This is a genomic window from Rhizobium sp. BK275, assembly GCF_014193555.1.
In the GTDB taxonomy this organism is placed as follows: domain Bacteria; phylum Pseudomonadota; class Alphaproteobacteria; order Rhizobiales; family Rhizobiaceae; genus Rhizobium.
Window position 1 is genome coordinate 485,808 of sequence record NZ_JACHZL010000004.1, and the last position, 24,112, is coordinate 509,919.

Below are 24,112 nucleotides of genomic sequence, written 5' to 3' on the forward strand. Positions count from 1 at the left end.
AGCCGATGCAATCGCGCACTTTTTTAACATAAGGAAAGAGTGGCAGATGGGCACCGTATCGCAGTTGCACGACAATGTGCGCCCTCCGGCGCATCGCATCGAGACCGAGGAAGAAGCCGTTTCCACGGCCCGCGAGCTTGCGGCCGCCTTTCGCCGGCAGGCAAACGAGCGCGACATCAATCGCCTCATGCCCAATGCCGAGCTCGACACGCTCTCGCAATCCGGCCTGACGGCAATCACCGTGCCCCCGGAATATCAGGGGCTCGATGTTTCGAACGCCCTGCTCGCCGAGATCGTCGCCATCATCGCCGAAAGCGACGCCTCGATCGGCAACGTGCTGGCATCTCACTTCCGCGTGCTGGAAGGGCTGCGAAACCAGCCTTCGGAAGAGTTGAAGAGCACCCTCTTTGCCCGTGCACTGGACGGCGACCGCTTCGCCGCCACCCGCTTTAGCGAGCAGGCAGGCCTCGTCGCCGAAGGCTCCGGCTTTTGCCTGACAGGCCGGTCGGAACAGGCAGCAGCTATTCTCTTTTCCGACTGGATCGCCGTGGCAGCGATCGATCCCGGCGGCCGCAGGGTAACGCTCCACCTTCAGCGTGACAGCGACGAATTGCAGGCGGTGGACGATTGGGACGCCTTCGGCCTCCGCACCAACGGCACGGCAACGCTGATTGCCGGCAAGCTGCATGTAAATGCCGATACCGTCACCGCCGCCCTTTCCGGCGATCACGCAACGGAAAAATCTCTGGGCCTTCTGCTGCATGCAGCCGTCGGCCTCGGCATAGCCCGCGCCGCCTTTTCCGACCTGCTTCTCATGGCGAAGGACCCCTCTGCCTTCTCCAGCAAAATCGGCGAGCACGCAATCCGTATCGAAACCGCGACCGGAGCGCTGGAACAGGCCGGCCGCAAGCTTGATATCGCCCAGGTAAGCCCCGCCGGGGCAGCCATGGCGGAAGCCTGTTTCTCCGCCTCATCCGCCTGCCTCACGGCAACCGAGGTGGCGCTGGCAACGGCAAATGCTCTCTTCGAACTGGCTCGGGGCACAACGGGTAGCATAGCGCTCAACCTCGACCGTCACTGGAGGAACGCCCGTATCCACGACATGGCGATTCAACGCGAACCGCTGCTGAACGCAGCGGGAGCGCATATTCTGAAAATCAGCGAAAACTGAAGCAATTCCGGCAGAAGTGTGCAGCGGCTTTGCCGGAATTGCGGAAAAACGAAGAGAGCGGATCAGCTCGCCGCAGAAACCGGGACCTTTTCCTCGACCGTTTCGATGCCGCCACCGGCAACGAACTGCTCGAGTGTCATATTGTCGAGAATGGCGGCGATCGCGTCCCGGACTTCGGTCATCGAGCGCCGCACCTGACAGGTCTCGGGATCGGAACAATCATCGCAAGCCTCATAGGCCGTGCGGCTAGCACAGCGGATCGGCGCGAGCGGCCCGTCCAGCGTGCGGATGACGTGACCGATGCGGATCTCCGACGCAGGGCGCGAAAGCGAATAGCCACCGCCCGGCCCCTTCTTCGACCGCAGAATGCCGACATTGCGCAATTCCAAGAGGATCGTGTCGAGGAACTTCTTCGGGATGTTGTTGCGCGAAGCAATATCATTGATGAAGGCGGTTTCGCCCGGCGCCAGCCGCGCCAGATCAACCAGCGCCTTCAATCCGTATTTTCCCTTTTTCGTCAGCATCTCGGTCGCCCTGCACTTTGCGGCATTATTCTTCTGTAATAGCAGGCAAATAGAGTCAAAACCATGAAGAGACAACAAAATAACCCGTTTTTATGGGTTATTTTGGCGATTTATGTTGCCGCGAAACCGCTCTTCCGAAGTCTTCCGAAGTTTAATGCCGGTCCGACACCAACAGGCTGATGCGGGACCGGAAATCGCGGGAGCTAGACTGTTTTCAGCATGCCGCCATCGACGAAATAGGTAGAACCGATGCTATAGCTCGACCGGTCGGAGCAGAGGAAAACGAAGAAGTTTGCGAGCTCCTCCGGCGTGCCGAAACGCTTGGATGAGGCATGTTCATCCGCCACGCTTTGCAGGTAACCCTCCCAGTCACCGCCAGTCTCGGCCGTCAGTTGCTTGGCAGTCTTGATCCAGTCGGGTGTCAGAATAAGGCCGGCATTGACGCAGTTGACGCGGATCTTGTCCTTCACAAGCTCCGTGGAAAGCGTCTTGGAAAACATCATGAGCGCCGCCTTGGTGACATTGTAGATCGGCTCGTACCAGAGCGGTTGCACGGCGCAGATCGAGGCATTATGGAGGATCACTCCGCCGCCGCGCTTCTTCATCTGCGGCGCAATTCCGCGGGCAAGGCGCACGGCGGCCATCACATGCAGATCAAAATACGCCTGCCACTTCTCGTCGGGCGCCTCCATGACCGTCTCATTGGAGCCGGTGCCGGCATTGTTGATGAGAATATCCGCTCCACCATGGTCGGCTGCCGCCGCGATGATCGCCTCCGTACCTTCGACAGTCGCCACATCGCTTTCGACCGCAATGGCGCTGACATCATATTTTTCAGCGATGCGCACGGCTTCGGCATCCAGCCGCTCGCGTCCACGCGCAGACAAAATGAGGTTGGCACCCTCGGCCGCCAACCCTTCGGCGATGGCAAGCCCGATACCGACCGAACCACCCGTGATGACGGCGGTCTTTCCCTTCAATCCGAGATCCATGAAATCCTCCCAATCCGGCCGACGGTCCGGCCAATTCGTCAACTCTTCCGGCATTGGTTCTGCCCGTCAAGCCACGGCGGAAAATCATCAGCATCAGGAGCCGATCCCTCTTGCCGCAGGCTGGGATCTGTCACATGCCTGAAGCGATAGTGGAGGAGTTTTCATGCGACTTTATTCAGCTTGCATCGAATGGCTGTTTGCCGAGGACGGCGACATTTTCGCCGATCGCATCCGCCGTGCCCATGCCGCCGGTCTCGATGCGATCGAATTCTGGCGCTGGACGGACAAGGATCTCGACGCGATCGAAGCTGCATTGAAGGAAACCGGTCTCAAGGTAACGAGCCTTGTCGCCGAGCCGATGATCGCGCTCACCAACGCCGCCAATCGCGAGACCTGGCTGAACGGCCTTGCCGATTCCGTTGCCGTCGCAAAACGCCTCGGCGCGCCTGTCCTGATCGCGCAGGCCGGCGACGATCTCGCGGGCTTCACGCGGGATGAACAACGCAAGGCGCTGACGGAAACACTGCGAGCCGGCGCCGATATCCTTGATGGTAGCGGCGTGCGCCTCGGTGTGGAACCGCTCAACATCCGCATCGACCATATCGGTTATTTCCTCGATTCCACCAGCGAGGGCCTGGACATCGTCGATGATGTCGCCCGTCCGGAAATAGGCATCGTTTATGATATCTATCATTCCGCTGTTATGGACGAACGCACGGAAGATGTTCTGGCTGGCCGCTTAGACCGCGTGTTTCACGTCCACGTGGCCGATCACCCAGGCCGCAACGAACCTAGCACCGGCACGATCGATCTCGCTCACCGCCTCAACTGGATCTTCGCCAACGGCTACACCGGCGCTATCGGGCTGGAATACAAGCCCCTCGCGCCGGGTGCCGATGCAGTGAAGGCGGTTGCAGCGAGGTTGGGCTGACGTTCAGCTCTCTGCCGCCATCCGGCAACTCCAGCCCAATCACTTCACGAGCGCGTTGTTCTGAGCGATTTCCGATTGCGGCTTTACTGGATCGGTCGCTGCCGCGACCTTGCACGGACCGGCAGACCGGCGCTCGACGATGCGTGACGCGATCATGACGCGGCGGGCGGGCATGCCGGGCAGACGCGGATTTTCTATCCGCTCCAGGAGCAGCCGGAGACCGACGGCCCCGCCCTCCTGCCCTTCCATTTTCACCGTCGTCAACGGCGGCGAAATCTGCGTAGCCGGTGAGAAATCGCCGAAGCCGACGACCGAGACATCATCGGGAATGCGATAGCCCTGGCCCAGCAGTTCGGAAACCACCGTTAGCGCCAGTCCGTCATGGGCACAGAAGAAGGCTGTCGGGTGAATACCCTTTGCCTTGAGGTCCTTGAAAACCTCGCCGAAGCCGACCTGCTCGTCGAACCGCAGCACATGCAGCGAGACATCCTCGCAGCGTTCTGCAATCTCCCGCGCCCCATAGAAGCGCTCGCGCCGGCCTCGGAAACCGGGCGTGCCGTTGACATAGCAGATCGACCGGTGACCAAGCCCGATCAGATATTGAAGCACGGCCTGGCCCGCCTCATGGTCCGTGCCGGTGATCTGATCCGCCTGCTCCAGCGGATCAACCCAGCCGAAACGCACGATCGGCACCCCGATTGCTGTTGCTGCGGCGATTGCCTCCCGGTCATGCGGACCGACAAGCAGCAGCCCGGCGCAGGAACACGCCAATTCCTCAAGCTGACCAGCGCTATGTGTCCAACGGATGCGTAGTGCCATGCCCAGCCTGTGTGCCTCACGCTGCACGCCATTCTGGATCTGCATGTAGAGTTCACTGTTGACGGCATCGAGATCGTGGAAAACGACAGCGATATCGTTCGTCTGCGATTGGCCGGCAGGGCGCGTATAGCCCAGCCGCTCGGCCGTCGCGCGGATCAGCGCGCGCGTCTCCTCACTGACGCCGCTCTTGCCTGCCAGCGAGCGCGAGACCGCATATTTCGAGAGGCCGACCTCCCGCGCGATCGTCTGTAAGGTAACTCGCCCCCTGCTTCCCACTCTACACCTCGATTTCCCGTCCGGCATTCGGAGCGCTTCGCTACACCTTCCCTACCGGAATTGCAAATTCTTGCCATAACAAAACATAACGCTTTACCTAACAATATCCAAATGTATTCTTTCCGTTATCTCAGCCTGAAGCCAAAAATAACGATAAGGGCTGGGGATTTTTGGAGGAGAACCCTATGATCAAGCTGAAACGTCGTGCGTTTCTGGCCGGGACTTCGGCCGTTCTGATCCTGCCGGCCCTGCCGGTTTTTGCCGCCGACTTCAAAGAAGCGGACATTCTGAAGGAGAAAGTTTCAAGCGGCGTGCTACCGGCTCTGAAGGATCGGCTGCCGGAAAATCCGCTCGTCATCAAACCGGTTGAAAGCGTCGGCAAATATGGCGGCGACTGGAATATGGCGCTCGTCGGCGGCGGTTCGCTGTCGATGCTGTTCCGCTATCAGGCCTATGAGCCGCTGCTGCGCTACACGCCCGATTGGTCCGGCGTGACGCTGAACGTCGCCGAAGCCTTCGATGGCAATACGGATTCCACCGAATACACCATCCGCCTGCGCAAGGGTATGAAGTGGTCGGACGGCCAACCCTATACCACCGCGGACGTGAAATTCTGGTACGATACCATCCTTACCGACAAGCGCGTTGCCGTGAACGGCCAAGGTCACTGGAAAACTGCCGGCAAGCCGGCCAAGCTCGAAATCGTCGACGAACAGACGTTTAAAGTTATCTTCGCAAAACCTAACGGTATGTTCCCGCTTCAGGTCGCCTGGTCCAATAGCGACCACACGACCCGCTGCCCCAAACATTACCTCGAGCAGTTCCATATCGATTATAACCCGAAGGCCAACGAGCTTGCCAAAGAGCGCGGCTTCGAAAGCTGGATCGCCGCCTTCCAGTCCGCCTCCGGTTTCCAGGATGACAATGCCTTCTTCCTGAACTCCTCGAAGAAGCCCTGCCTGCATGCCTGGATGTTTACGACAGCGCCCGGCGAGAATACCGAACGCGCTATTGCCGAACGCAACCCTTTCTACTGGAAAGTGGATACGGAGGGTAACCAGCTCCCCTACATGGACCGCATCGTCTATCAGATGGTAGCGGACCCGCAAGTGCTGCTCCTGAAGGCCATGCAAGGTGAAGTCGACCTGATGGACCAGTATATCGCCACGCCGAACAACAAGTCGGTGCTCTACGATGCGCGCGAACAGGGCAAGTATGATTTCTATACGCTGACCTCGACCGAAGCCAACGTGATGAATTTCATCTTCAACCTGAACCACAATGACGAGACCAAGCGCAAGCTCTTCCGCAACAAGGATTTCCGCGCCGCGCTCTCCATGGCGCTCGATCGCCAGTCGCTGATCGATGCCGTGCTCGTCGGCCAGGGCGCTCCTGCCCAGCCCTCGATCAAACAGAGCGATCCGCTCTACAACGAGCAGCTTGCCACACAGTTCACCAGCTACGATGTCGACAAGGCGAATGCCATGCTCGATACGCTGATCCCGAAGCGCGACGACCAGAACTTCCGTCTCGATGAAAAGGGCCGCCGCCTGACGGTGATCTTCGAGATCGACCAGGCGCGCGCCGTCTTCCTCGATCTCTTCCAGCTGGTCATCCCGATGTTCCAGGCGGTCGGCATCGATGCGCAGATGCGCACCATGGACCGTTCGCTCTGGGAAACCCGCGTGCGCCAGGGCCGCGATTTCGATGCGACGGCCCACCAGTTCGGTGCGAATGGCGGCGTCGCTGCGATGCTCGACCCGCGCTACTACGTGCCGACGGATTCGAATGCCATGTATGCCCCGGCCTGGCAGCTTTGGTATCTCGACCGCAACAATGCCAATGCGGAAGAGCCGCCGGAAGAGACGAAGAAGCAACTCGAGCTTTACGACAAGCTGAAATCGACCTCCGATCCAGCTAGCCAGCAGGAGATCATGAAACAGATCCTGCAGGGTGCTGCCGAAAACTTCTATGTCTTCGGCATTTCCCTGCCGCCGGATGGTTACGGCATCGTCAAGAACAACATGAAGAACATCACCAAGACCATGCCGAATTCCTTCGGCTGGCCGACCCCCGCTCCCACCATGCCGGAGCAGTTCTACAAGGTCTGACGGCCTGAAACAGCTTGATGCATTGCAGGCGCCGGCCGCGCTAGCCGGCGCCGCGGCCCCTCTTTTGCCGATGATTGGATGAAGACGATGCTCGACGCCAGAAGACAGAATACCGACACGCTGCGAACGCCCGACTGGTTCAAGACCGCAACGCGCTGGACCCAGCTCACCTTCGTGGAGGACGACCCGGAGAAATATGATCCGGCCTTCTGGGTCGACGTCTTCAAGCGCACGAAATCGAATGCGGTCTGCCTCAGCGCCGGCGGCTATATCGCCTATTATCCGAGTGAAGTTCCCTATCACTACGTGAGCAAATATCTTGGTGATAAGGACATCTTCGGCGCGCTCGTCGATGCCGCCCGCAAGCTCGACATGCATGTCATGGCCCGCGTCGACCCGCATGCGATCCATGACGATGCCGCCAAGGCTCATCCCGAATGGGTGATGATCAATGCCGATGGCACGCCGCGCCGCCACTGGGCCTATCCGGATGTCTGGGTCACCAATGCTTATGGCGATTACAACACGGTCTTCATGCCTGAGGTCGTCAAGGAAATCGTCCGCAAATACGATATCGATGCCGTCTTCGCCAATCGCTGGCAGGGTCACGGCGTCGATTACAGCGAAGACAGCGCCCGCCGATTCAAGGATATGTTCGGCCACGCTCTGCCGAAAAAGCCCGATGCCGAGGATCCGGCCTGGCAGGCCTGGGTACAGTGGCGCCGCCGGGTTCTGACCGACATGATCGCCCAGTGGGACGATGCGGTCAAAGCGATCCGCCCGCATGCGAGCTTCATCCCCAACATGGGTGGCGCTTCGCTCATGGAATTCGACCTCTCAGTCATCGCCAAACATTGCCCCTTCCTCGTCGTCGATCATCAGGGCCGTAAAGGCCTCGAGCTCGGCTGGTCCGCCGGCCGCAACGGCAAGCGCATCCGCGCCACCTTCCCCGATCGGCCTGTCGTCCTCATCACCTCGATCGGTCCTGAGGAGGAATATCGCTGGAAGGATGCTGTCACCTCGGGCGAGGAGATGCAGCTCTGGATCAACGATGGCACGGCCCATGGCCTCTATGCCTGGTTCACCAAGTTCAATGGTGTCGTGCCAGACAAGCGCTGGGTGGAGCCGGTCGCCGATTCCTTTGCCCTGCAGGCTGCCGTCGAGCCCGTCCTCGAAAGCATGCAACCGACGGCCGAAATCGCTGTCATCGATCCCTCGACCACGCTCCGCCACTGGGCGCCGGAAGAGCGACACAGCGCCGAGAAGCATGATCTCGGTTTCTACCATGCCCTCGTCGAAGCCCGCTTGCCCTTCGAGCTTCTCTCCGATCAGGTTCTGACCAAGGAAAACCTCGACCGGTTCAAACTGATCATTCTCGCCAACGCTTCCTGCCTTTCGAATGCTCAAAACGAGGCGATCCGCGCCTATGTGGAGCGCGGCGGCAGCATTGTCGCCTCCTATGAAACCTCGCTTCGCGACGAATTCGGCAAGAAGCGCAGCGAGTTCGGCCTTTCCGACGTGCTGGGTGCGAAATTCGTCTCCGGCCCGCGCGGCATCGTCAAGAACACCTATGTGGCGCTCTCGGGCGATCATCCGGTCAATCAGGGCTATGACGGTGCCGAGCGCATCATGGGCGGCACGCGTCTCATCCACGCCGACCCCATCGGCAGTGCGACGACGCCCTTCCTCTATGTGCCTGATTTCCCGGACCTCCCGATGGAAGAAGTCTATCCGCGCAAGGCTCCGGAAGGCGCCGGCGTTATCGCCCGTGAAACCGGCAAGGGCGGCCGCACGGTCTATATCCCCTGGAACATCGGCGAAGTCTTCTGGGAAGTCTTCGCCGTCGACCATGGAAGGTTGATTGCTAATGCTGTCCGCTGGGCACTCGGCAAGACCTCACGCGTCACCGTGGTAGGCCCCGGTGTCATCGACATGGCGCTGCGCGAGAGCGCAGAAGGTATAGCCGTCAGCCTCTTCAACCTTACCAACCCGATGATGATGAAGGGGCCGATACGCGAAAATTACTCTCTGGCGGCCCAGACGGTTTCAGTGGAAATTCCCCACGGCAAGTCGGTGGCCAAAGCATGGCTTGTCGTTGCCGACCGAGCCGCAAACTTCAGCGTCAAAGATGGCCGCGCACAGGTGGAAGTGCCTTCTATCGAACGGCTGGAGGTGCTGCACCTCACCTGGAAATGAGGTGCTGAGACAAGGAGGAGCGCTTTCGGCCTGGAAGGGCCGAAAGCGGATGAAGATCCGAAGGAAGCGTCTGACCCGGCGCTCTCAACGGGAGGAGAAACATTCCGATGCTTGGCTATATTTTCAAGCGCGTGCTCTACATGATCCCGACGTTAATCGGCATGTCGCTGATCTCGTTCCTGATCATCCAGCTGCCGCCGGGTGACTATCTGACTTCGATGATCGCGACGATGAGCGACAGCGGCCAGGCTGTCGATCCCGCACAGATCGAGCGGCTGAAGGAAATCTACGGTTTCGACGATCCCTTCTACATCCAATATCTCAAATGGATGTGGGGCATCGTCAGCCGTGGCGATTTCGGCTGGTCCTTCGAATGGAACCAGCCCGTTTCCGGCCTCATATGGGCGCGTATGGGCTCGACGCTGGTCATCTCGCTGCTCAGCCTCCTCTTCGTCTGGATCGTCGCGCTGCCGATCGGCATCTATTCGGCAGTGCGCCGCCATTCGATCAGCGATCACATCTTCACCTTCTTCGGCTTCATTGGCCTTGCCGTGCCGAACTTCATCCTGGCGCTGACGCTGATGTATATCGCCTACCGTTATCTTGGTCAGAGTGTCGGCGGCCTCAACTCCCCCGAATTTGCCGAAGCACCCTGGAGCCTCGCCAAGGTCGGCGACTTCCTCGCCCATCTCTGGATCCCGATCATCATCATCGGCGCGTCAGGCACCGCCGCCCTCATCCGCATCCTGCGCGCCAATCTGACGGACGAGCTGCACAAGCCTTATGTCATTACCGCGCGTGCCAAGGGCCTGCCGGAATACAAGGTGATCATGAAATACCCGGTGCGCATTGCGCTGAACCCCTTCGTCTCGGCGATCGGCTGGGTGCTGCCACATCTCGTCTCCGGCGTTACAATCACCGCCATCGTCCTGAATTTGCCGACCGCAGGACCGCTGCTCTTCCGCGCGCTGGTCTCGCAGGACATGTATCTCGCCGGCAGCTTCATCCTGCTGCTTTCCGCGCTGACCCTCGTCGGCATGCTCCTGTCGGACCTGCTGCTTGCGCTGCTCGATCCGCGCATCCGGTTCAATTGAGGAGACGCCGATGACGCACGAAACATTGGGAACCCATACAGGTCCTTTGAACGTCGCCGCCGACGGTCCCTCGATCAGCCCATTGAAACAGGGAAAGACGGTCTCGACAGCGGCCATCGGTCCCTGGCGGCTGATTGCTGGCAAGCTGATCCGCCAAAAGGTGGCGATGGTTGCAGGCGTGATCATCCTTCTTCTTTATCTCATTGGCCTCTTTGCCGAATTCCTGGCGCCTTCCCTGCCCGCGACGTCGAAGCCGCAATATACCTACGCGCCGCCGCAGGGCTTGAGCTTCTTCGTCACCAAGCCGGATGGCAGCTCGGAATTCAATTTCCATGTGAAAGGCTACAAGGTGGAGATCGACAAAGTGGCGCTGAGGCGCACCTTCGTCGTCGACGATAGCAAGGTCGTGCCAGTCGGCTTCTTCGTCAAAGGTCCGGCTTATTATCTCTGGGGCCTGATCCCGATGACCACGCATTTCTTCGGTCCGATCAATCCCAATGATCCCATGTACCTGCTTGGCGCCGATCGCCTCGGCCGTGACGTTCTCACCCGGCTGATCTACGGCACCCGCATTTCCATGTCGATCGGCCTCGTTGGCGTCGCCATGTCGCTGGTGCTCGGCGTCGTACTCGGCTCTATCTCCGGCTTCTACGGTGGCTGGGTGGATACGCTGATCCAGCGCGTGATCGAGGTCGTGAGCGCCATGCCGACCATCCCGCTCTGGCTCGGCCTTGCGGCGGCGATTCCGCTCACATGGTCGCCCGTCAACGTCTATTTCGTCATCACCATCATCGTCTCGCTGCTCGGCTGGACCAGCCTTGCCCGAGAGGTGCGAGGCCGTTTCCTGGCGCTGCGCAGCGAAGATTTCGTCACCGCCGCAAAGCTCGACGGCTCAAGCGAGGCTCGGCTGATTTTCCGCCATATCCTACCGTCGCTGACGAGCCATATCCTCGCCGTCGTCACTCTTGCAGTGCCGACGATGATCGTTGCCGAAACCTCGCTTTCCTTCCTCGGCATCGGCCTCAAACCGCCGGTCGTCAGCTGGGGCGTGCTGCTGCAGGACGCCCAGAATATCCGCACGGTCGCAACCGCGCCCTGGCTGTTGATCTGGCCGTCTCTCGCGGTCGTCATTGCCGTCCTGTCCTTCAACTTCTTCGGCGACGGCCTGCGCGATGCAGCCGATCCCTATGACAATTGAGGAGAAGCTATGACCGATCTTCCCGATGACGTCGCTCTCTCTGTTGAAAATCTCTCGATCGATTTCCGGCTGCGCACGCATATCCTGCATGCCGTCGAGGATGTCAGCTTCCAGCTGAAGCGCGGCCAGACGCTTTGCCTCGTCGGTGAAAGCGGCTCGGGCAAGAGTGTCACGGCCCGCTCGCTGCTGCAGATCGTCGACAAGCCCGGCGCCATCGTAGGGGGCCGCATCCTGCTGAGAAACGGCAGCGAAATCACCGATATCGCCACTCTTCAGCCCGGCAGTCGCGCCATGCGGGAGATCCGCGGCCGGCGCATTGGCTTGATCTTCCAGGAACCGATGAGCTCCCTCTCTCCGGTCCACACGATCGGCTCGCAGATCATCGAGGCGATCCGCCTGCACAGCAATCTCGACAAGAAGGCGGCACGCGCCCACATGGTCGAGCTGCTGCGACAGGTGGAAATCCCCAATCCCGACAAGATGGCCGACCGCTATACGTTCGAATTCTCCGGCGGCATGCGCCAGCGCGCCATGATCGCCATGGCGCTTGCCGGCAATCCCGATATCCTGATCGCCGACGAGCCGACCACCGCTCTCGACGTGACGACACAGGCCGAAATCCTCGACCTTATCAAGCGCCTGCAGGTCGATCGCGGCATGGCGATGTTGCTCATCACGCATGATATGGGCGTGGTGGCCGAAGTGGCGGATGATGTCGCCGTCATGCGCTTCGGCCATATCGTCGAGCGCGGCTCGGTCGATGAGATCTACCATGCCGCCACCCATCCCTATACGCGCCAGTTGCTGACATCGACGGTAAAGCTCAGCCATCACGTCGAAGGCAGACTGCCGCCCATCGCATTGTCCTCGGAAGCGCCGCAGCCGATCCTTTCAGTGCGCAATCTCAGCAAGACCTTCGGCTGGCATGGCAACGCCAATACGCTGCGCGCCGTCGATGACGCCAATTTTGACCTCTATCCCGGCGAAAATCTCGGCATCGTCGGCGAAAGCGGTTCCGGCAAAACGACGCTCGGCCGCTTGATTCTGCGTACCGTCGAGCCGACGACCGGTACCGTCCTCTATCGTGACAAGGATGGCGGTGAGACCGACGTCATCAAGCTCGGCAAGAAGGAACTGCGCAATTTCCACCGCGAAGTCCGCCTCGTCTTCCAGGATCCCTTCGCCTCGCTCAACCCGCGCATGACCGTCAAGGAAGTGATCGGCGATCCGCTGATCGTCAACGGCCTTGCCAAGGGCAAGGCGCTGGAGGACCGCGTCGCCGAATTGATGCGCCTCGTCGGCCTAGATCCGATGGGCATGGAGCGCTATCCGCACGCCTTCTCGGGAGGCCAGCGCCAGCGCATCGGCATTGCTCGAGCACTCGCGCTCGATCCGCGCATCATCATCGCCGACGAAGCGACGTCGGCGCTCGACGTATCCATCCGCAGCCAGATCCTCGACCTGCTGCTCGATATCCGCCAGCGGCTGAACCTGAGCTTCATCTTCATTTCCCACGACATTTCCGTGGTACGCTATTTCTGTGACCGCGTCGCCGTCATGCATCGAGGCAAGATCGTCGAACTTGGCGAGGCCGAGCAGATCTGCACCGCGCCACAGGAAGCCTATACGAAGAGCCTCATTTCCGCCGTTCCCAATCCCGACCCACGCGACAAGCGCATGCTGCACCGGCATCGTTTCATCGCTCCCGCCAATGCCTGAGGATGTTCCAGTGCCGAAATTTTCCGCCAATCTTTCTTTCCTCTATCAGGATCTTGCCTTTCTGGACCGCTTCGCCGCTGCCGCGAAGGACGGCTTCGGCGCGCTCGAATATCTCGGCCCCTATGCCGAACCGAAGGAAAAGGTCGCCGGTGCGCTCCAGGCAAACGGCCTGAAGCAGGCGCTCTTCAACGTGCCCTCGGGAGATTGGGCCGGCGGCGAGCGCGGTATCGCCTGCCTGCCGGATCGCATCGAGGAGTTCCGGAGCGGCATCTCGCTAGCGCTCGATTACGCCAAGGCGCTCGCCTGCCCGCAAGTCAACGTCATCTCCGGCCTCGTGCCGAAGGGAGCCGATCTCGCAACGCTGGAAAAGGTGCTGGTCGAAAACCTGAAATATGCCGCCGAGCGCGCGGCCGACGCCGGCGTGAAGCTGCTGATCGAGCCGATCAATCTGCGCGATATTCCCGGCTTCTTCCTGTCGAACACCGACCACGCCGAGCGCATCCTCGGAAAGGTCGGCTCCGACAATCTCTACATCCAGTATGATTTCTACCACATGCAGATCATGCAGGGCGACCTGATCCCGACATTCACAAGGCTGAAGGACAGGATCGCCCATGTACAGATCGCCGACAATCCCGGCCGCAACGAGCCTGGTACGGGCGAGATCAACTACGGCTTCATCCTCTCCGAACTCGACCGCCTCGGCTACGACGGCTGGGTCGGCTGCGAATACAAGCCCAAGGCCGGCACCAGCGAAGGCCTCGGCTGGATGAAACCCTATCGGAAGTGAGCGAGACATGAATATCGGTTTTATCGGACTGGGCGTCATGGGTCGCCCGATGGCGGAACACCTGATCGATGCAGGCCATACCCTGCATCTGAGCCGCGTGAAGGAAGCCTCGCAGCACCTCGTCACCAAGGGCGGCAAGGCTGCTCATAGCGCCAAGGCTGTCGCGCAAGCATCCGACATCATCATCCTGATGCTGCCGGATACGCCTGACGTCGAAGCCGTTCTCTTCGGCGAAGACGGCGTGGCCTCGGGCCTGTCCGCCGGCAAGCTGGTCATCGACATGAGTTCGATTTCGCCCGTCGCCACCAAGGGCTTTGCCAAACGCATCGAAGCGCTCGGCTGCGATTATATCGATGCGCCGGTCTCGGGCGGCGAAGTCGGCGCCAAGGCTGCTTCGCTGACGATCATGATCGGCGGCAAGGAGCAGGCTTTCGAGCGTGCACGGCCACTCTTCGAAAAGATGGGCAAGAACATCACGCAGGTCGGTGGTGTCGGCGACGGCCAGACGGCCAAGGTCGCCAACCAGATCATCGTTGGCCTCACCATCGAGGCCGTCTCCGAAGCCCTGCTCTTTGCCAAACGCGCCGGCGCCGATCCCGCCAAGGTGCGCGCTGCCCTGATGGGGGGCTTTGCCGCCTCACGCATTCTCGAAGTACACGGCGAACGCATGGTCAAGGAAACCTTCGATCCCGGTTTCCGCATCCGCCTGCACCGCAAGGACATGACGCTTGCGGTTGACGCCGCCCGCGCGCTCGACCTGTCGCTGCCGAATACGGCGGCCACCCAGCAGCTCATGAATGCCGCGATCGCCAATGGCGACGGCGAACGCGACCATTCCGCCCTTATCCGCACGCTCGAGCTCCTCGCCGGAGGGCCGCGCTAGATCAGGACCATCTAGAACACCCGGACGACATCTTCGATTGCCTCCTGCCGGAGCCTTTTCTCCGGACGGCGAAGCCATGTCCGGACATCGACAGAGAAGGACAGGACAATGCTTAGAAACGATATCCAATTCCCTTTCGGCGCCGTCTATTTCCGCAAGTCCAATCCGCCGCGCGACGACTGGGAACGCGACTACACGACGGCAGGCGAAGATGGCCTGAACATCTTCCGCCACTGGTTCATGTGGAGTGCGATCGAAGTGGCTCCCGGCGTCTACGACTGGGAAGAATATGACCGCCAGCTCGATCTCGCCGCCAGGAACGGCATCAAGACTGTTATCGCCGAACTCATTCATGCCGTGCCGGACTGGGCGGTACGCAAATATGCCGATGCCCTGCAGGTCAATGCCGACGGCACCAAGCTCGGTTCCTACATGGGCGTCTCGGCCGCGACCGGCGGCTTTTCCAACAATGGCGGCGGCGCTGGCGCACTGACGCTGAACTGCCCGGAAGTGAAGGAAGCTGCCGGTAAATTCCTGACCGCACTTGCCACCCGCTACAAGGATCATCCGGCAATCTACGGCTATGACGTCTGGAACGAGGTCAACTATTCCGCCGATGTCGATTACAGCAGCTATGCCAAGGCCGCTTTCCGCAAATGGCTGGAGAAGAAATACGGTAGCCTGAAAGTGCTCGCCAAAGCCTGGCACCGCTACAGCTACGCCGAATGGGACGATATCGAGCCGCCGGTCCACATGGCGCCTTACCCTGAATGCATCGACTGGCTGCAGTTCAAGCGCGACAATTTCTACGACCAGATGCAATGGCGCATCGACACCATCCGCGCCGTCGATCAGAAGAACGTCATCGCCGCCCACGGCATTTCCGGCGCGATCCCCAATATGGCGGCCAATGGCTGCGACGACTGGCTCGCCGCCTCCAAGGTGGAAATCTACGGCTTCACCTGGATCCAGGCCCGCAAGGGCACGGAGCCGTGGAAGACCTGGTACGGTGTCGATATCAACCGCGCCGCCGCCCGCGGCAAACCCTTCTGGCATGCGGAGCGCCAGGGCGGCCCGCTCTGGCTGCAGCCGCAGGTAATCAGCCGCGACAAGGAAGATGGCCGTGTCGCTGAACCCGAGGACATCCGCATCTGGAGCATGACCTCCTTTGCCGGCGGGGCGCGCGGCGTCCTCAATCTGCGCTGGCGCCCGCTGCTCGACGGCCCGCTCTTCGGCGCCTTCGGCGCCTATGGCATGGATGGCAGCCGCACGCCACGCTCCGACATGCAGAGCGCCATGGCGAAATGGGCGAATGATCCAGCGCAAAAGACGCTCTGGGACGCAAAGCCTGTTCGTGGCGAGGTCGGCATTCTGGTTGTCCCGGAAACACAGGAATGGGATTACCTGCTGAACTACGATCGCAAGGAAAAGCCTTATCCGGAAGCCATGTGGGGCGCCTACCGTGCCTTCCTCGCACAGGGCCTGCAGCCGGATTGGGTGCATATCGAGGATATTGACGCCTACGACTTCCTCTATTTCCCCTACCCGATCATGTTTACTGCCGCGCAGGCGTCGCGTCTGAAGGCCTGGGTGGAAAAGGGCGGCACGCTGATTGCGGAAGCTTGCCCCGGCTATTTCGGCGACCGCGGCCATGTCGGCCAGGTGCAGCCGAATATGGGGCTCGATGAGGTCTTCGGTGCACGCGAGGAAGAAGTGGAATTCATGCCGGATATCGGCGACCGCATCCACTTCAAGTTCGACGACATGGCCGTCGATGGCGGTGGCCTCCTACAGTCCTATCGCCTGACCGGCGGCACCGGCCGCGGCACGTTTGACGGCGGGCGTCTCGCCGTCGTCGAAAACCGCTTTGGCAAGGGCCGCACCCTGCTAATCGGCACCAACCCCTCTGTCGCCTTCTACCGCACCGACGGCAAGGCGAATGCCGCCTTCTTCGCCGAACTGGTGAAATGGAGCGGCAGGACGCGCCACGCGAGCCTGTCCAACGACGCGCTCTTCGCCCGCATCCACAAGGGCGAAAACGGAAGCTTCCTCTGGTTGGTCAACCCGACACGCAAGGCGCAGACGACGACGGTCACGCTCGCCGATAGGAAGCTGTCAGGCGGCAGACCCGCCTGGCCGGTGAACCATGCCTACGATGCCAGCCGCATCGAAGTGCCAGCTCGCGACGTGCTGATCCTGCCAATCGCCTGACTAGCGAACGGCAAGCTGCTCGACCCAGCCGCCTTGCGAAAGCGCGGCGCGGTCGAGTTCGGTTTCGACGCGACCGGCCCGCATCAGCACAGCCCGGTCGCACATATGCGCGACGACGCCAGGATCGTGGCTGACAAGCACGAAGGTCATCCCATGCGAGGCCTTGAGGTCGTTCAGCAGGTTCAGGATTTCGGCCTGCACCGAGACATCGAGCGCCGAAGTGGGCTCGTCGAGTAGCAGCAGCTTTGGCTTCAGAAGCAGCGCACGGGCAATCGCCACGCGTTGCCGCTGCCCGCCGGAAAGCTGGTGCGGATAACGCACGGCCGCAGTAGCCGGCAAGCCGACCTGATCGAGCGCAATACTCACCTCGTCCTCGACATTGCGCATGCCCCGCAACGCCAACGGCTCACCGAGAATGCGGGAGATGCGGTGGCGCGGATGCAGCGAGGAATAGGGATCCTGGAACACCATCTGGATATTGGATCGCAACGCGCCGGTGATTTTATGCCCCGGCTGCAGCGCCTCGTCGAAGACGGTGATGGAGCCTTGCCAATGGGTGTTGAGCCCGGCAACGGCACGCAGCACCGTCGTCTTGCCGCAGCCGGAAGGGCCGATCAGTCCGAATGTCTCGCCCGCCGCGACCTTGAAGCTGACACCGCGCACGGCGGTAAAACCCTTGCCGCTGCCCTGGAAGGTCACGGAAAGATCCGAAACGGAGAGCGCACTCATGCCTCGCCTCCATAAACCGGCAACCGTGTCCCATAAGTCGCCGCCGAAGGCCGTGCTGCCCAGAGCGCCCGCGTGTAATCCGATCTGGCATTGGCAAGATCGGCCGACGCCATCTGCTCTTCGATCTTGCCTTGGCGCATGACCATGACGCGGTCGGCATAACGCGAGACCTGCTGCAGATCGTGGCTGATGAGAAGCAGCCCCATGCCGAGTTCTTCCGTAAGCGATCGCAGCAACGTCAGGATCTGGTCCTGCAATCCGCGATCCAGCGCCGAAGTCGGCTCGTCTGCGATCAGCAGCTTCGGTCGGTTGATCAGCATGGCCGCGATCATCACGCGTTGGCCCATGCCGCCCGAGAGGGCAGCAGGATAACTCGAATAGACGCGCTGCGGATCGGGCAGGCCGACCTTCTCCAGCATATCGAGCGCCTGCTCGCGCCGTTCGGCAGCAGAAAGCTTGGTGTGTAAAAGCAATGCTTCTTCCACCTGTCGGCCAACCTTATGGGCAGGGTTTAGCGAATATTTCGGATCCTGCAGGATCAGTCCCAGGCCACTGCCGCGCAGCCTGTTCCAGCCGGATGCGGACAGCGTCGTCAGTTCCTGGCCATCGAAGGCAAGACGCTTTGCTCGCACCTCCGCCCGACGCGGTAGCAGCCCCATGATCGCCCGACCGGTCATCGACTTGCCGGAGCCGGATTCGCCGACCAATGCAAGAACCTCGCGGCCGACCGAGAAAGACATACCATCGACGACGCGCACCGGCCCCGCCTCCGATGGAAAGGCGATCGACAGATCCTCGGCGGAAAGCAGCGGCTCAGTCATGGCGCGGATCCAGAATATCGCGCAGACCATCGGCCAGCAGGTTGAAGGCGAAGGAGGTGATCAGGATGGCAAAGCCCGGCACGGCCGCCACCCACCATTGATCGAAGATCACCTGCGTGCCCTCCGAGACCATGGAGCCCCATTCCGCTGTTGGCGGACGCACACCTAGACCGAGGAAACCAAGGCCGGCGGCAGCAAGAATGATACCCGAGAGATCGAGTGCCAGACGAATGATCGCCGAAGGCAGCACCAGCGGCAGGATATGCCCCCAGAGCAGCCGCACACCGCGGATACCGACCATTTCGGCTGCCGCCAGATAATCGCTGCGTCTGAGCGCCGCAGTCTCAACGCGGGCCTGGCGCGCATAGGCGGGCCAACTCGTCAGCGCCAGCGCCAGCGCACCGTTGATGAGCCCCGGCCCCATGATGGCAACGAAAGCGAAAGCGAGCAGCAACCGCGGAAAGGACATGACGATATCGGTGATCCGCATCAGCACGCGCTCGGTGATGCCACCGAAGAAACCGGAGAGGATACCAACGAGAATGCCGAGTGGCGCCATCAGCAGCACCACGACCAGCACCAGCAGCAATGTCGGCCGCGCACCGTAAATGATGCGTGACAGAATATCCCGACCAAAACCGTCTGTACCGAGCCAGTGCGCGGCATCAGGCGGCATCAGGCGATTGGCTGTCTCCTGCAGGTTCGGATCGTAGGGCGCAATCAGCGGCGCCAGCAACGCTAGCGCCAGAATGAAGAGCACCACCGCGCCGCCAGTCGCTGCGGAAGGCGAACGCAGCACGCGCCGCAGGAAAGATGGACCGCCTGATGGCGCCTGGACGATCGCGCTCATCGCTTCCTCCCCGATTCCAGCCGCGCTACGCCGAGATCGGTCAGCGCGTTGAGAAGCACGAAGGAGGCGCCGACCACAAGCGTCGCCCCGAGGATCGCCGGCATGTCGCCGGCAAACATCGCCGTCGTCAGGTAACGGCCGATGCCTGGCCAGGCAAAGACGGTCTCTGTCAGCACCGCACCCTCCAGCAGGCTGGCGTAGGAAAGGGCGATGACGGTCAACAACGTCCCGGAGACATTCGGCAGGATATGGACGAAGACAATGCGGCGGAGACTTGCGCCCTTGGCCCGCGCGGTCGTCACATATTCCTGGCCAAGCTCGGTGAGGATCGCAGCGCGCGTCAGCCGCGAAATCGCAGCAAGCGCGTGGAAGGCAAGCACGATCGCCGGCAGCGCCAAATGCGCCAGCGCATCGCGAAAGGCCCCCGCCTTGCCTGATATCCACGTATCAACAAGCGCAAAGCCGGTGACTGATTTGACCGTATATTGGAAGACGACATCGGCCCTGCCCGGCCCCGGCGCCCAGTGTAGCCGCGCGTAAAACAGGAGCAGCATCAGCAGGCCGAGCCAGAAGATCGGCACGGAGTATCCGAAAAGCGAGACGAAACGAGCAAGCCCGTCAACCCACGTCCCCTGCCGCATGGCAGCGGCGATGCCAAGAGCAAGCCCGATGCCAGCGCCGAGAATGATCGCCGCGGTCGCAAGCTCGATGGTCGCCGGGAAAGTGCGGGCAATGTCCTTCGCCACCGGCTGGCCGGTCGAGATCGATTGGCCGAAATTGCCCAAAAGCGCCGTCTCGATATAGCGGAAGAACTGCACCGGTAGCGGATGATCCAATCCAAGCTCCAGCCGCGCCTGCTGATAGGTGGACTGGCTGGCATGATCGCCGACAAGCTGCAGTGCCGGATCGATCGGCGAAAGCCGCGTCATCGTAAAAGTCACCAGCGCCAGCCCGAAAAGCGTCAGCGCGAAGGACCACAGCCATTTCGAAAGCGGCCAGACGAACGACAACTCCCGCCAGCTGTTGCGCTGGCGGGAGTTGGTCATGTCGGCATTATCAGGCGTTGCCCTTTGCGGCACTTATTTTGCTACCTTGTCGTAATAGACCTGGTCTGCATTCAGACCCTGGGCATAGTTCTTCACCTTGTCGCTTATCACGACCTGGTCATTGCCTTGAAGCATGAAAACGAAGGGCGAGCTCGCCTGGATCTTCTTCTGCAGATCCTGATAGAGCGCTGCGCGCTTGGCGGCATCCTGCTCCTTGACGGCGGCGAGCGTCTCGTCGGTCAATTCCGGGATCACCCAGCCGGCCTGTTTGGCAACGGTATTGGCCGAGTTGTCCTTGTTGATCGCAAAGGCGCTGGCGTTGGAGTGAGCGTCGAAATAATCCGGGATCCAGTAGCGCAGCGTCATCTCGAACTTGCCGGCGCGGCCGCGGGCATAGATGTCGCTGGCAACACCCGGCTGGATGTCGAGCGTGATGCCGGCCTGAGCGAAGGTGGACTGCAGCGACTGTGCGATAGACAGGAACGGCTGGTCGTTGAAGACGATGAATTCGATCTTGAACGGCGTCTTGATGCCACCGTCGGCAAGAATCTTCTTCGCCTTCTCGACGTCGAGCTTGAAGGGCGTGCCGCTGAGCGCGCCGGGGAAGCCGTTCGGCAGGAAGGCCTGGTGAACGCTGCTCTGGCCGCGCAGCAGATTCTTGGTGATGCCGTCATAATCGACGAGATAACGCGCCGCTTCCCAGAAAGCCGGGTTGCCGAGCGTCGGGTTCGCCTTGCTGTTCAGCAGGATATAGTCCTGGCGGGCGGAGGGGACGGAGAGCACCTTGATGCCGCTCTTGTCCTTCAGCGCTTCGATCTGGTCGGCAGACAGGCCGCGAGCAATATCGGCATCGCCCTGCTCGACGAGCAGGCGGCGGGCGCCGACGTCAGGCACGTTGCGGATGATGATGCTTTCGAGCGTCGGCTTGTCGGAGGAACTGGCATTGGCCTGCAGCACCAGCGCCTCATGCGGCGTGTAGGTGGCGATCGTATAGGCGCCGCTGCCGGCCGAATTGGTCTTCAGCCAGCCATTACCGAAATCATTGTCCTTGGCCTGCGTCGAAACCGTCTGCTCATCGACAATGGATGCAATCGGCGCCGTCAGTATCGAAAGTGCGAAGCCGGAGCCGACATCGGCTGTCCAGGTGAGCTTGACATGCTTGTCGTCGACCTTGGTGATCGCGGCATCGACATTGTCGGCCTTCCAGCCGAGTTCGTTGAGGATAAAGGCCGGCGACTTGTTGAGCTTCACGGCACGCGTCAGCGAGAAGATCACGTCTTCGGGGCGAACCGGATTGCCGGAGGCGAACTTGGCGTCGGCGAGCGTAAAGGTCAGGCTCTTGCCATCGCTGCCGGCTTCCCAGGAAGCGGCAAGTGCTGCCTCGATCTTCGTGCCGTCATCGCGGTTGGACTGCACGAGACGCTGATAGATGTTGTTGAAGGACTGGACGGTCGTGAGCTCGAAGCCTTCGGCCGGATCGAAGCTGACAGCATCGTCGATCGACTGGGCAACGACGAGCACGTTGGGCGGCGTTTCGGCGTGAACGACTGGCGCGCTGAAAGCCAGCGCCAAGCTGAAGACGGTGCCGAGCAACTTGGCGCGGCTGGAAATGATGGACATGGAAAACTCCCCTCGGGTGATGAAAAACTCAGTTGGCGCCTTCGGCGAAAGCCTTGAGCTCGGGATCGAAATCGACCTCGACAACATTGATGTAGACTGCAGTAGCGATCATGATGCCGGCAAAGGCGACGAGATCGACGAGCACCTTGGTGTCGTAGCGTGCCTTCAGCTCGGCCCAGATATCGGCAGGAATAGCCTTGGAATCGGCGACAACAGCCGTGCCAAAACGTTTAAGCAGCGATTCGCTCTCGCTGAGTTCCAGAGCATCCGGGTTGAACCCGTTCTTGATCAGCGCCCGGCGAAAGAAGGTGACGGCGATATCCGACTTCAGCGCCTTGGAGATCGAATGCGAGAAGATCCAGATTTCGCGATCGCTGATGGCAGGGTTGAGCTCAGCCCGAAGCGTGAACCACTCGGCATAGATTCGATGCGCTTCCGGCGAATGCAGCAGTGTCCGCTTCATGTTGGTCATATTGCCGCGAACCCGCACTTCCTCGTCATGCGCTGCGCGAATCTCTTCGGAAGCGGTCTCGTAATCGATCTGGGGAAGCTGGCTCATGCAGATTGCTCTTTCTTTGTGCGATAAAGGCTAACGGCGTGGCGAGATATTGTGCAGTCCATATTCATCCAGCTTTTTCCTGTTTTGACGAAAAATATTCTGCCGAAGGTGACCGGCCAAAACGAACTTTTCGTCACAGATATATCAGCATTTCACATCAGGCGTTCTTGACATCAGAGGACACAAACGACACGATGAAACCGGTTTCAATTGTACATAGGGAGCGATCGTGCGGTTCGACCTTTCGATCCTCTTGCCCCATCTGGGCTTTCTCGCGCAAGGCGCGCTGCTGACGGCAGAGGCCTGTGCTCTAGCGCTGATCGGCAGCGTCATCATGGGTGCATTCGTTGCCATTGCGCGCACGTCATCATCAACTGTTCTGCGCAGGATCTCCTTCGTCTACGTCGATATCTTCCGCAACGTGCCCTTCATCGTGCAGCTGTTCTTCTTCTATTACGGCCTGCCCGAGATCGGCATCTATATCGATGCCTTCACGACGGGAGTCGTGGCGCTGTCAATTGCCGGCGGCGCCTATGCCTCCGACGTTATCCGCGCCGGCATTCTGGCGATCGATCCCGGCGTCATCGAAGCCGCCGAAGTCAGCGGCCTGTCGCGCCGAGTGGTCTTCACCAAGATCGTGCTGCCGATCGCGCTCAGAACCTCCGTTCGCCCGCTCGGCTCCGTGCTGATCAACATGATCCTGACATCGTCGATCCTCTCGACGATCACGCTGAACGAGCTGACCGGCTCGGCGCAGATCGTCGTCTCGCAGACCTACAGGCCCTTCGAGGTCTATGTCGTGCTGCTCGTCGTCTATGCAGTGCTGACCTATCTCGTCTCGCTCGGCATCGCCCTCCTCCACCGCCGCCTGAACCGCGACATGATGGAGGCTGTAGCCTGATGCGTTTTTCCGATTTCACGCCCTTCGATATCTGGCTGCTTTTACAGGGCCTCGGCGTCAGCCTCGGTCTGTTTCTCTCGACGTCCCTCATCGGTCTCCTGATCGGTACACTCTGGGCAATCTGCCGCTTCTATCGCGTGCCGGTGCTGACGCAGGTCATCACCTTCATTGCAGAACTCCTGAAGAACTCGCCTGTTCTGGTGCAGCTCTTCCTCGTCTTCTTCGGCCTGCCCGGCCTCTTGCACATCCGGATCACGCCGACGACGGCTGCCACCATCACGCTTTCGGCCAATTCCGCAGCCTTCGTCTACGTCATCGCGGTCTCGGCAATCGAATCCATCGGCCGCGACCAGATCGAAGCCGCTCGCGTCTTCGGCCTCACCCGTTGGCAGGTGCTGCGCCATGTCGTGGCGCCCCAGGCCATGGCCTTCGCCATCGGCCCGCTGACGGCGCTGCTCGTCAACCAGCTGCAGGTCACCTCGCTGATCTCGGTCATCGGCGTCGTCGATCTCACCAAGATCGGCAACATCTTGAACCTGCGCACGCTAAAACCCTTCATCGTCTGGACGGTGGTCGGCCTGCTCTATTACGCCTGCGCCAAGCTGCTCGCATGGCTCGGCGCCCGCTTCGAAAACCGCCTCAGGGCGCATGCCGCCTGGAGAGGGCTCTGA

General features: G+C 60.8%; 21 protein-coding genes. 12 read left to right on the forward strand and 9 right to left on the reverse strand.

The genetic code is table 11. The features are described 5' to 3' along the window. Positions 1-46 precede the first annotated feature (46 nt). Positions 47-1,171 carry an acyl-CoA dehydrogenase family protein gene (locus tag FHT82_RS15865; RefSeq protein ID WP_183732399.1) on the forward strand — a complete coding sequence of 375 codons (1,125 nt, stop codon included), beginning with the start codon at positions 47-49 and terminating at the stop codon, positions 1,169-1,171. A 62-nt stretch (positions 1,172-1,233) separates the two neighbouring features. On the opposite strand, the gene FHT82_RS15870 is transcribed toward FHT82_RS15865, so the two are convergent. Together FHT82_RS15870 and FHT82_RS15875 are read right to left on the reverse strand one after the other, a co-directional pair. Beyond that, positions 1,234-1,695 (reverse strand): Rrf2 family transcriptional regulator, encoded by a 462-nt coding sequence (locus FHT82_RS15870; RefSeq protein WP_183732402.1) that lies wholly within the window; start codon positions 1,693-1,695, stop codon positions 1,234-1,236. Positions 1,696-1,898: 203 nt separating this feature from the next. Next, the gene (locus FHT82_RS15875) at positions 1,899-2,687 is read right to left on the reverse strand and encodes an SDR family oxidoreductase (protein WP_183732405.1); all 789 of its coding nucleotides are present in this window, start codon (positions 2,685-2,687) and stop codon (positions 1,899-1,901) included. Between the two features lie 163 nt (positions 2,688-2,850). Here FHT82_RS15875 and FHT82_RS15880 point away from each other — a divergent pair, with 163 nt between their 5' ends. Continuing rightward, positions 2,851-3,618: a TIM barrel protein gene (locus FHT82_RS15880; RefSeq protein WP_183732408.1), complete on the forward strand. Its 768-nt coding sequence runs from the start codon at positions 2,851-2,853 to the stop codon at positions 3,616-3,618. 39 nt (positions 3,619-3,657) lie between these two features. Here FHT82_RS15880 and FHT82_RS15885 read toward each other — a convergent pair whose 3' ends face one another. Then, complete coding sequence (locus FHT82_RS15885; RefSeq protein ID WP_183732411.1) at positions 3,658-4,713, reverse strand: LacI family DNA-binding transcriptional regulator; 1,056 nt, start codon at positions 4,711-4,713, stop codon at positions 3,658-3,660. Positions 4,714-4,898: 185 nt separating this feature from the next. Between FHT82_RS15885 and FHT82_RS15890 the strand changes: the two genes are divergently transcribed. The 8 genes from FHT82_RS15890 to FHT82_RS15925 all read left to right on the forward strand — a co-directional run bounded on the left by FHT82_RS15890 (position 4,899) and on the right by FHT82_RS15925 (position 16,915). Then, positions 4,899-6,824: an ABC transporter substrate-binding protein gene (locus FHT82_RS15890; RefSeq protein WP_183732414.1), complete on the forward strand. Its 1,926-nt coding sequence runs from the start codon at positions 4,899-4,901 to the stop codon at positions 6,822-6,824. A gap of 87 nt (positions 6,825-6,911) precedes the next feature. Further along, entirely contained in the window at positions 6,912-9,020 is a 2,109-nt protein-coding gene (locus FHT82_RS15895; protein WP_183732808.1) for an alpha-amylase family protein, read from the forward strand. Between the two features lie 107 nt (positions 9,021-9,127). Continuing rightward, positions 9,128-10,114 carry an ABC transporter permease gene (locus FHT82_RS15900; RefSeq protein ID WP_183732417.1) on the forward strand — a complete coding sequence of 329 codons (987 nt, stop codon included), beginning with the start codon at positions 9,128-9,130 and terminating at the stop codon, positions 10,112-10,114. A 10-nt stretch (positions 10,115-10,124) separates the two neighbouring features. Further along, positions 10,125-11,312 carry an ABC transporter permease gene (locus tag FHT82_RS15905; protein ID WP_183732420.1) on the forward strand — a complete coding sequence of 396 codons (1,188 nt, stop codon included), beginning with the start codon at positions 10,125-10,127 and terminating at the stop codon, positions 11,310-11,312. 9 nt (positions 11,313-11,321) lie between these two features. Then, complete coding sequence (locus tag FHT82_RS15910; protein WP_183732423.1) at positions 11,322-13,031, forward strand: ABC transporter ATP-binding protein; 1,710 nt, start codon at positions 11,322-11,324, stop codon at positions 13,029-13,031. A gap of 10 nt (positions 13,032-13,041) precedes the next feature. Beyond that, positions 13,042-13,821 (forward strand): 2-oxo-tetronate isomerase, encoded by a 780-nt coding sequence (gene otnI / locus FHT82_RS15915; protein WP_183732426.1) that lies wholly within the window; start codon positions 13,042-13,044, stop codon positions 13,819-13,821. Positions 13,822-13,828: 7 nt separating this feature from the next. Next, positions 13,829-14,704 carry a 2-hydroxy-3-oxopropionate reductase gene (locus tag FHT82_RS15920; protein WP_183732429.1) on the forward strand — a complete coding sequence of 292 codons (876 nt, stop codon included), beginning with the start codon at positions 13,829-13,831 and terminating at the stop codon, positions 14,702-14,704. Between the two features lie 108 nt (positions 14,705-14,812). Further along, positions 14,813-16,915 (forward strand): beta-galactosidase, encoded by a 2,103-nt coding sequence (locus tag FHT82_RS15925; protein WP_183732432.1) that lies wholly within the window; start codon positions 14,813-14,815, stop codon positions 16,913-16,915. On the opposite strand, the gene FHT82_RS15930 is transcribed toward FHT82_RS15925, so the two are convergent. Genes FHT82_RS15930 through FHT82_RS15955 form a run of 6 tightly spaced genes read right to left on the reverse strand, consistent with a single transcriptional unit; the run spans position 16,916 to position 22,540 of the window. Beyond that, on the reverse strand, positions 16,916-17,644 hold the full coding sequence (locus FHT82_RS15930; RefSeq protein ID WP_183732435.1) for an ABC transporter ATP-binding protein: 729 nt from the start codon (positions 17,642-17,644) through the stop codon (positions 16,916-16,918). Further along, a complete protein-coding gene (locus FHT82_RS15935) occupies positions 17,641-18,465 on the reverse strand; it encodes an ABC transporter ATP-binding protein (protein ID WP_183732438.1) in 825 nt (274 codons plus the stop codon). The genes FHT82_RS15930 and FHT82_RS15935 overlap by 4 nt, the downstream gene beginning before the upstream one ends. Continuing rightward, positions 18,458-19,315 carry an ABC transporter permease gene (locus tag FHT82_RS15940; protein WP_113208969.1) on the reverse strand — a complete coding sequence of 286 codons (858 nt, stop codon included), beginning with the start codon at positions 19,313-19,315 and terminating at the stop codon, positions 18,458-18,460. Before FHT82_RS15940 ends, FHT82_RS15935 begins: the two co-directional genes overlap by 8 nt. Continuing rightward, positions 19,312-20,394: an ABC transporter permease gene (locus tag FHT82_RS15945; protein ID WP_183732441.1), complete on the reverse strand. Its 1,083-nt coding sequence runs from the start codon at positions 20,392-20,394 to the stop codon at positions 19,312-19,314. The genes FHT82_RS15940 and FHT82_RS15945 overlap by 4 nt, the downstream gene beginning before the upstream one ends. Beyond that, entirely contained in the window at positions 20,395-21,981 is a 1,587-nt protein-coding gene (locus FHT82_RS15950) for an ABC transporter substrate-binding protein (protein WP_183732444.1), read from the reverse strand. 28 nt (positions 21,982-22,009) lie between these two features. Beyond that, a complete protein-coding gene (locus FHT82_RS15955; RefSeq protein WP_183732447.1) occupies positions 22,010-22,540 on the reverse strand; it encodes a hypothetical protein in 531 nt (176 codons plus the stop codon). A gap of 229 nt (positions 22,541-22,769) precedes the next feature. On the opposite strand from FHT82_RS15955, the gene FHT82_RS15960 reads away from it, so the two are divergent. Together FHT82_RS15960 and FHT82_RS15965 are read left to right on the forward strand one after the other, a co-directional pair. Further along, positions 22,770-23,441 carry an amino acid ABC transporter permease gene (locus tag FHT82_RS15960; RefSeq protein WP_183732452.1) on the forward strand — a complete coding sequence of 224 codons (672 nt, stop codon included), beginning with the start codon at positions 22,770-22,772 and terminating at the stop codon, positions 23,439-23,441. Next, on the forward strand, positions 23,441-24,112 hold the full coding sequence (locus tag FHT82_RS15965) for an amino acid ABC transporter permease (RefSeq protein ID WP_183732455.1): 672 nt from the start codon (positions 23,441-23,443) through the stop codon (positions 24,110-24,112). Before FHT82_RS15960 ends, FHT82_RS15965 begins: the two co-directional genes overlap by 1 nt.

Bases quoted from the DNA above. Each gene is read 5' to 3' on its own strand.
- FHT82_RS15950 (WP_183732444.1), bottom strand. From the start codon at position 21,981: ATGTCCATCATTTCCAGCCGCGCCAAGTTGCTCGGCACCGTCTTCAGC.
- FHT82_RS15880 (WP_183732408.1), top strand. From the start codon at position 2,851: ATGCGACTTTATTCAGCTTGCATCGAATGGCTGTTTGCCGAGGACGGC.
- FHT82_RS15920 (WP_183732429.1), top strand. From the start codon at position 13,829: ATGAATATCGGTTTTATCGGACTGGGCGTCATGGGTCGCCCGATGGCG.
- FHT82_RS15875 (WP_183732405.1), bottom strand. From the start codon at position 2,687: ATGGATCTCGGATTGAAGGGAAAGACCGCCGTCATCACGGGTGGTTCG.
- FHT82_RS15865 (WP_183732399.1), top strand. From the start codon at position 47: ATGGGCACCGTATCGCAGTTGCACGACAATGTGCGCCCTCCGGCGCAT.
- FHT82_RS15890 (WP_183732414.1), top strand. From the start codon at position 4,899: ATGATCAAGCTGAAACGTCGTGCGTTTCTGGCCGGGACTTCGGCCGTT.
- FHT82_RS15900 (WP_183732417.1), top strand. From the start codon at position 9,128: ATGCTTGGCTATATTTTCAAGCGCGTGCTCTACATGATCCCGACGTTA.
- FHT82_RS15895 (WP_183732808.1), top strand. From the start codon at position 6,912: ATGCTCGACGCCAGAAGACAGAATACCGACACGCTGCGAACGCCCGAC.
- FHT82_RS15905 (WP_183732420.1), top strand. From the start codon at position 10,125: ATGACGCACGAAACATTGGGAACCCATACAGGTCCTTTGAACGTCGCC.
- FHT82_RS15940 (WP_113208969.1), bottom strand. From the start codon at position 19,315: ATGAGCGCGATCGTCCAGGCGCCATCAGGCGGTCCATCTTTCCTGCGG.
- FHT82_RS15910 (WP_183732423.1), top strand. From the start codon at position 11,322: ATGACCGATCTTCCCGATGACGTCGCTCTCTCTGTTGAAAATCTCTCG.
- FHT82_RS15965 (WP_183732455.1), top strand. From the start codon at position 23,441: ATGCGTTTTTCCGATTTCACGCCCTTCGATATCTGGCTGCTTTTACAG.
- FHT82_RS15930 (WP_183732435.1), bottom strand. From the start codon at position 17,644: ATGAGTGCGCTCTCCGTTTCGGATCTTTCCGTGACCTTCCAGGGCAGC.
- FHT82_RS15935 (WP_183732438.1), bottom strand. From the start codon at position 18,465: ATGACTGAGCCGCTGCTTTCCGCCGAGGATCTGTCGATCGCCTTTCCA.
- FHT82_RS15955 (WP_183732447.1), bottom strand. From the start codon at position 22,540: ATGAGCCAGCTTCCCCAGATCGATTACGAGACCGCTTCCGAAGAGATT.
- FHT82_RS15870 (WP_183732402.1), bottom strand. From the start codon at position 1,695: ATGCTGACGAAAAAGGGAAAATACGGATTGAAGGCGCTGGTTGATCTG.
- FHT82_RS15925 (WP_183732432.1), top strand. From the start codon at position 14,813: ATGCTTAGAAACGATATCCAATTCCCTTTCGGCGCCGTCTATTTCCGC.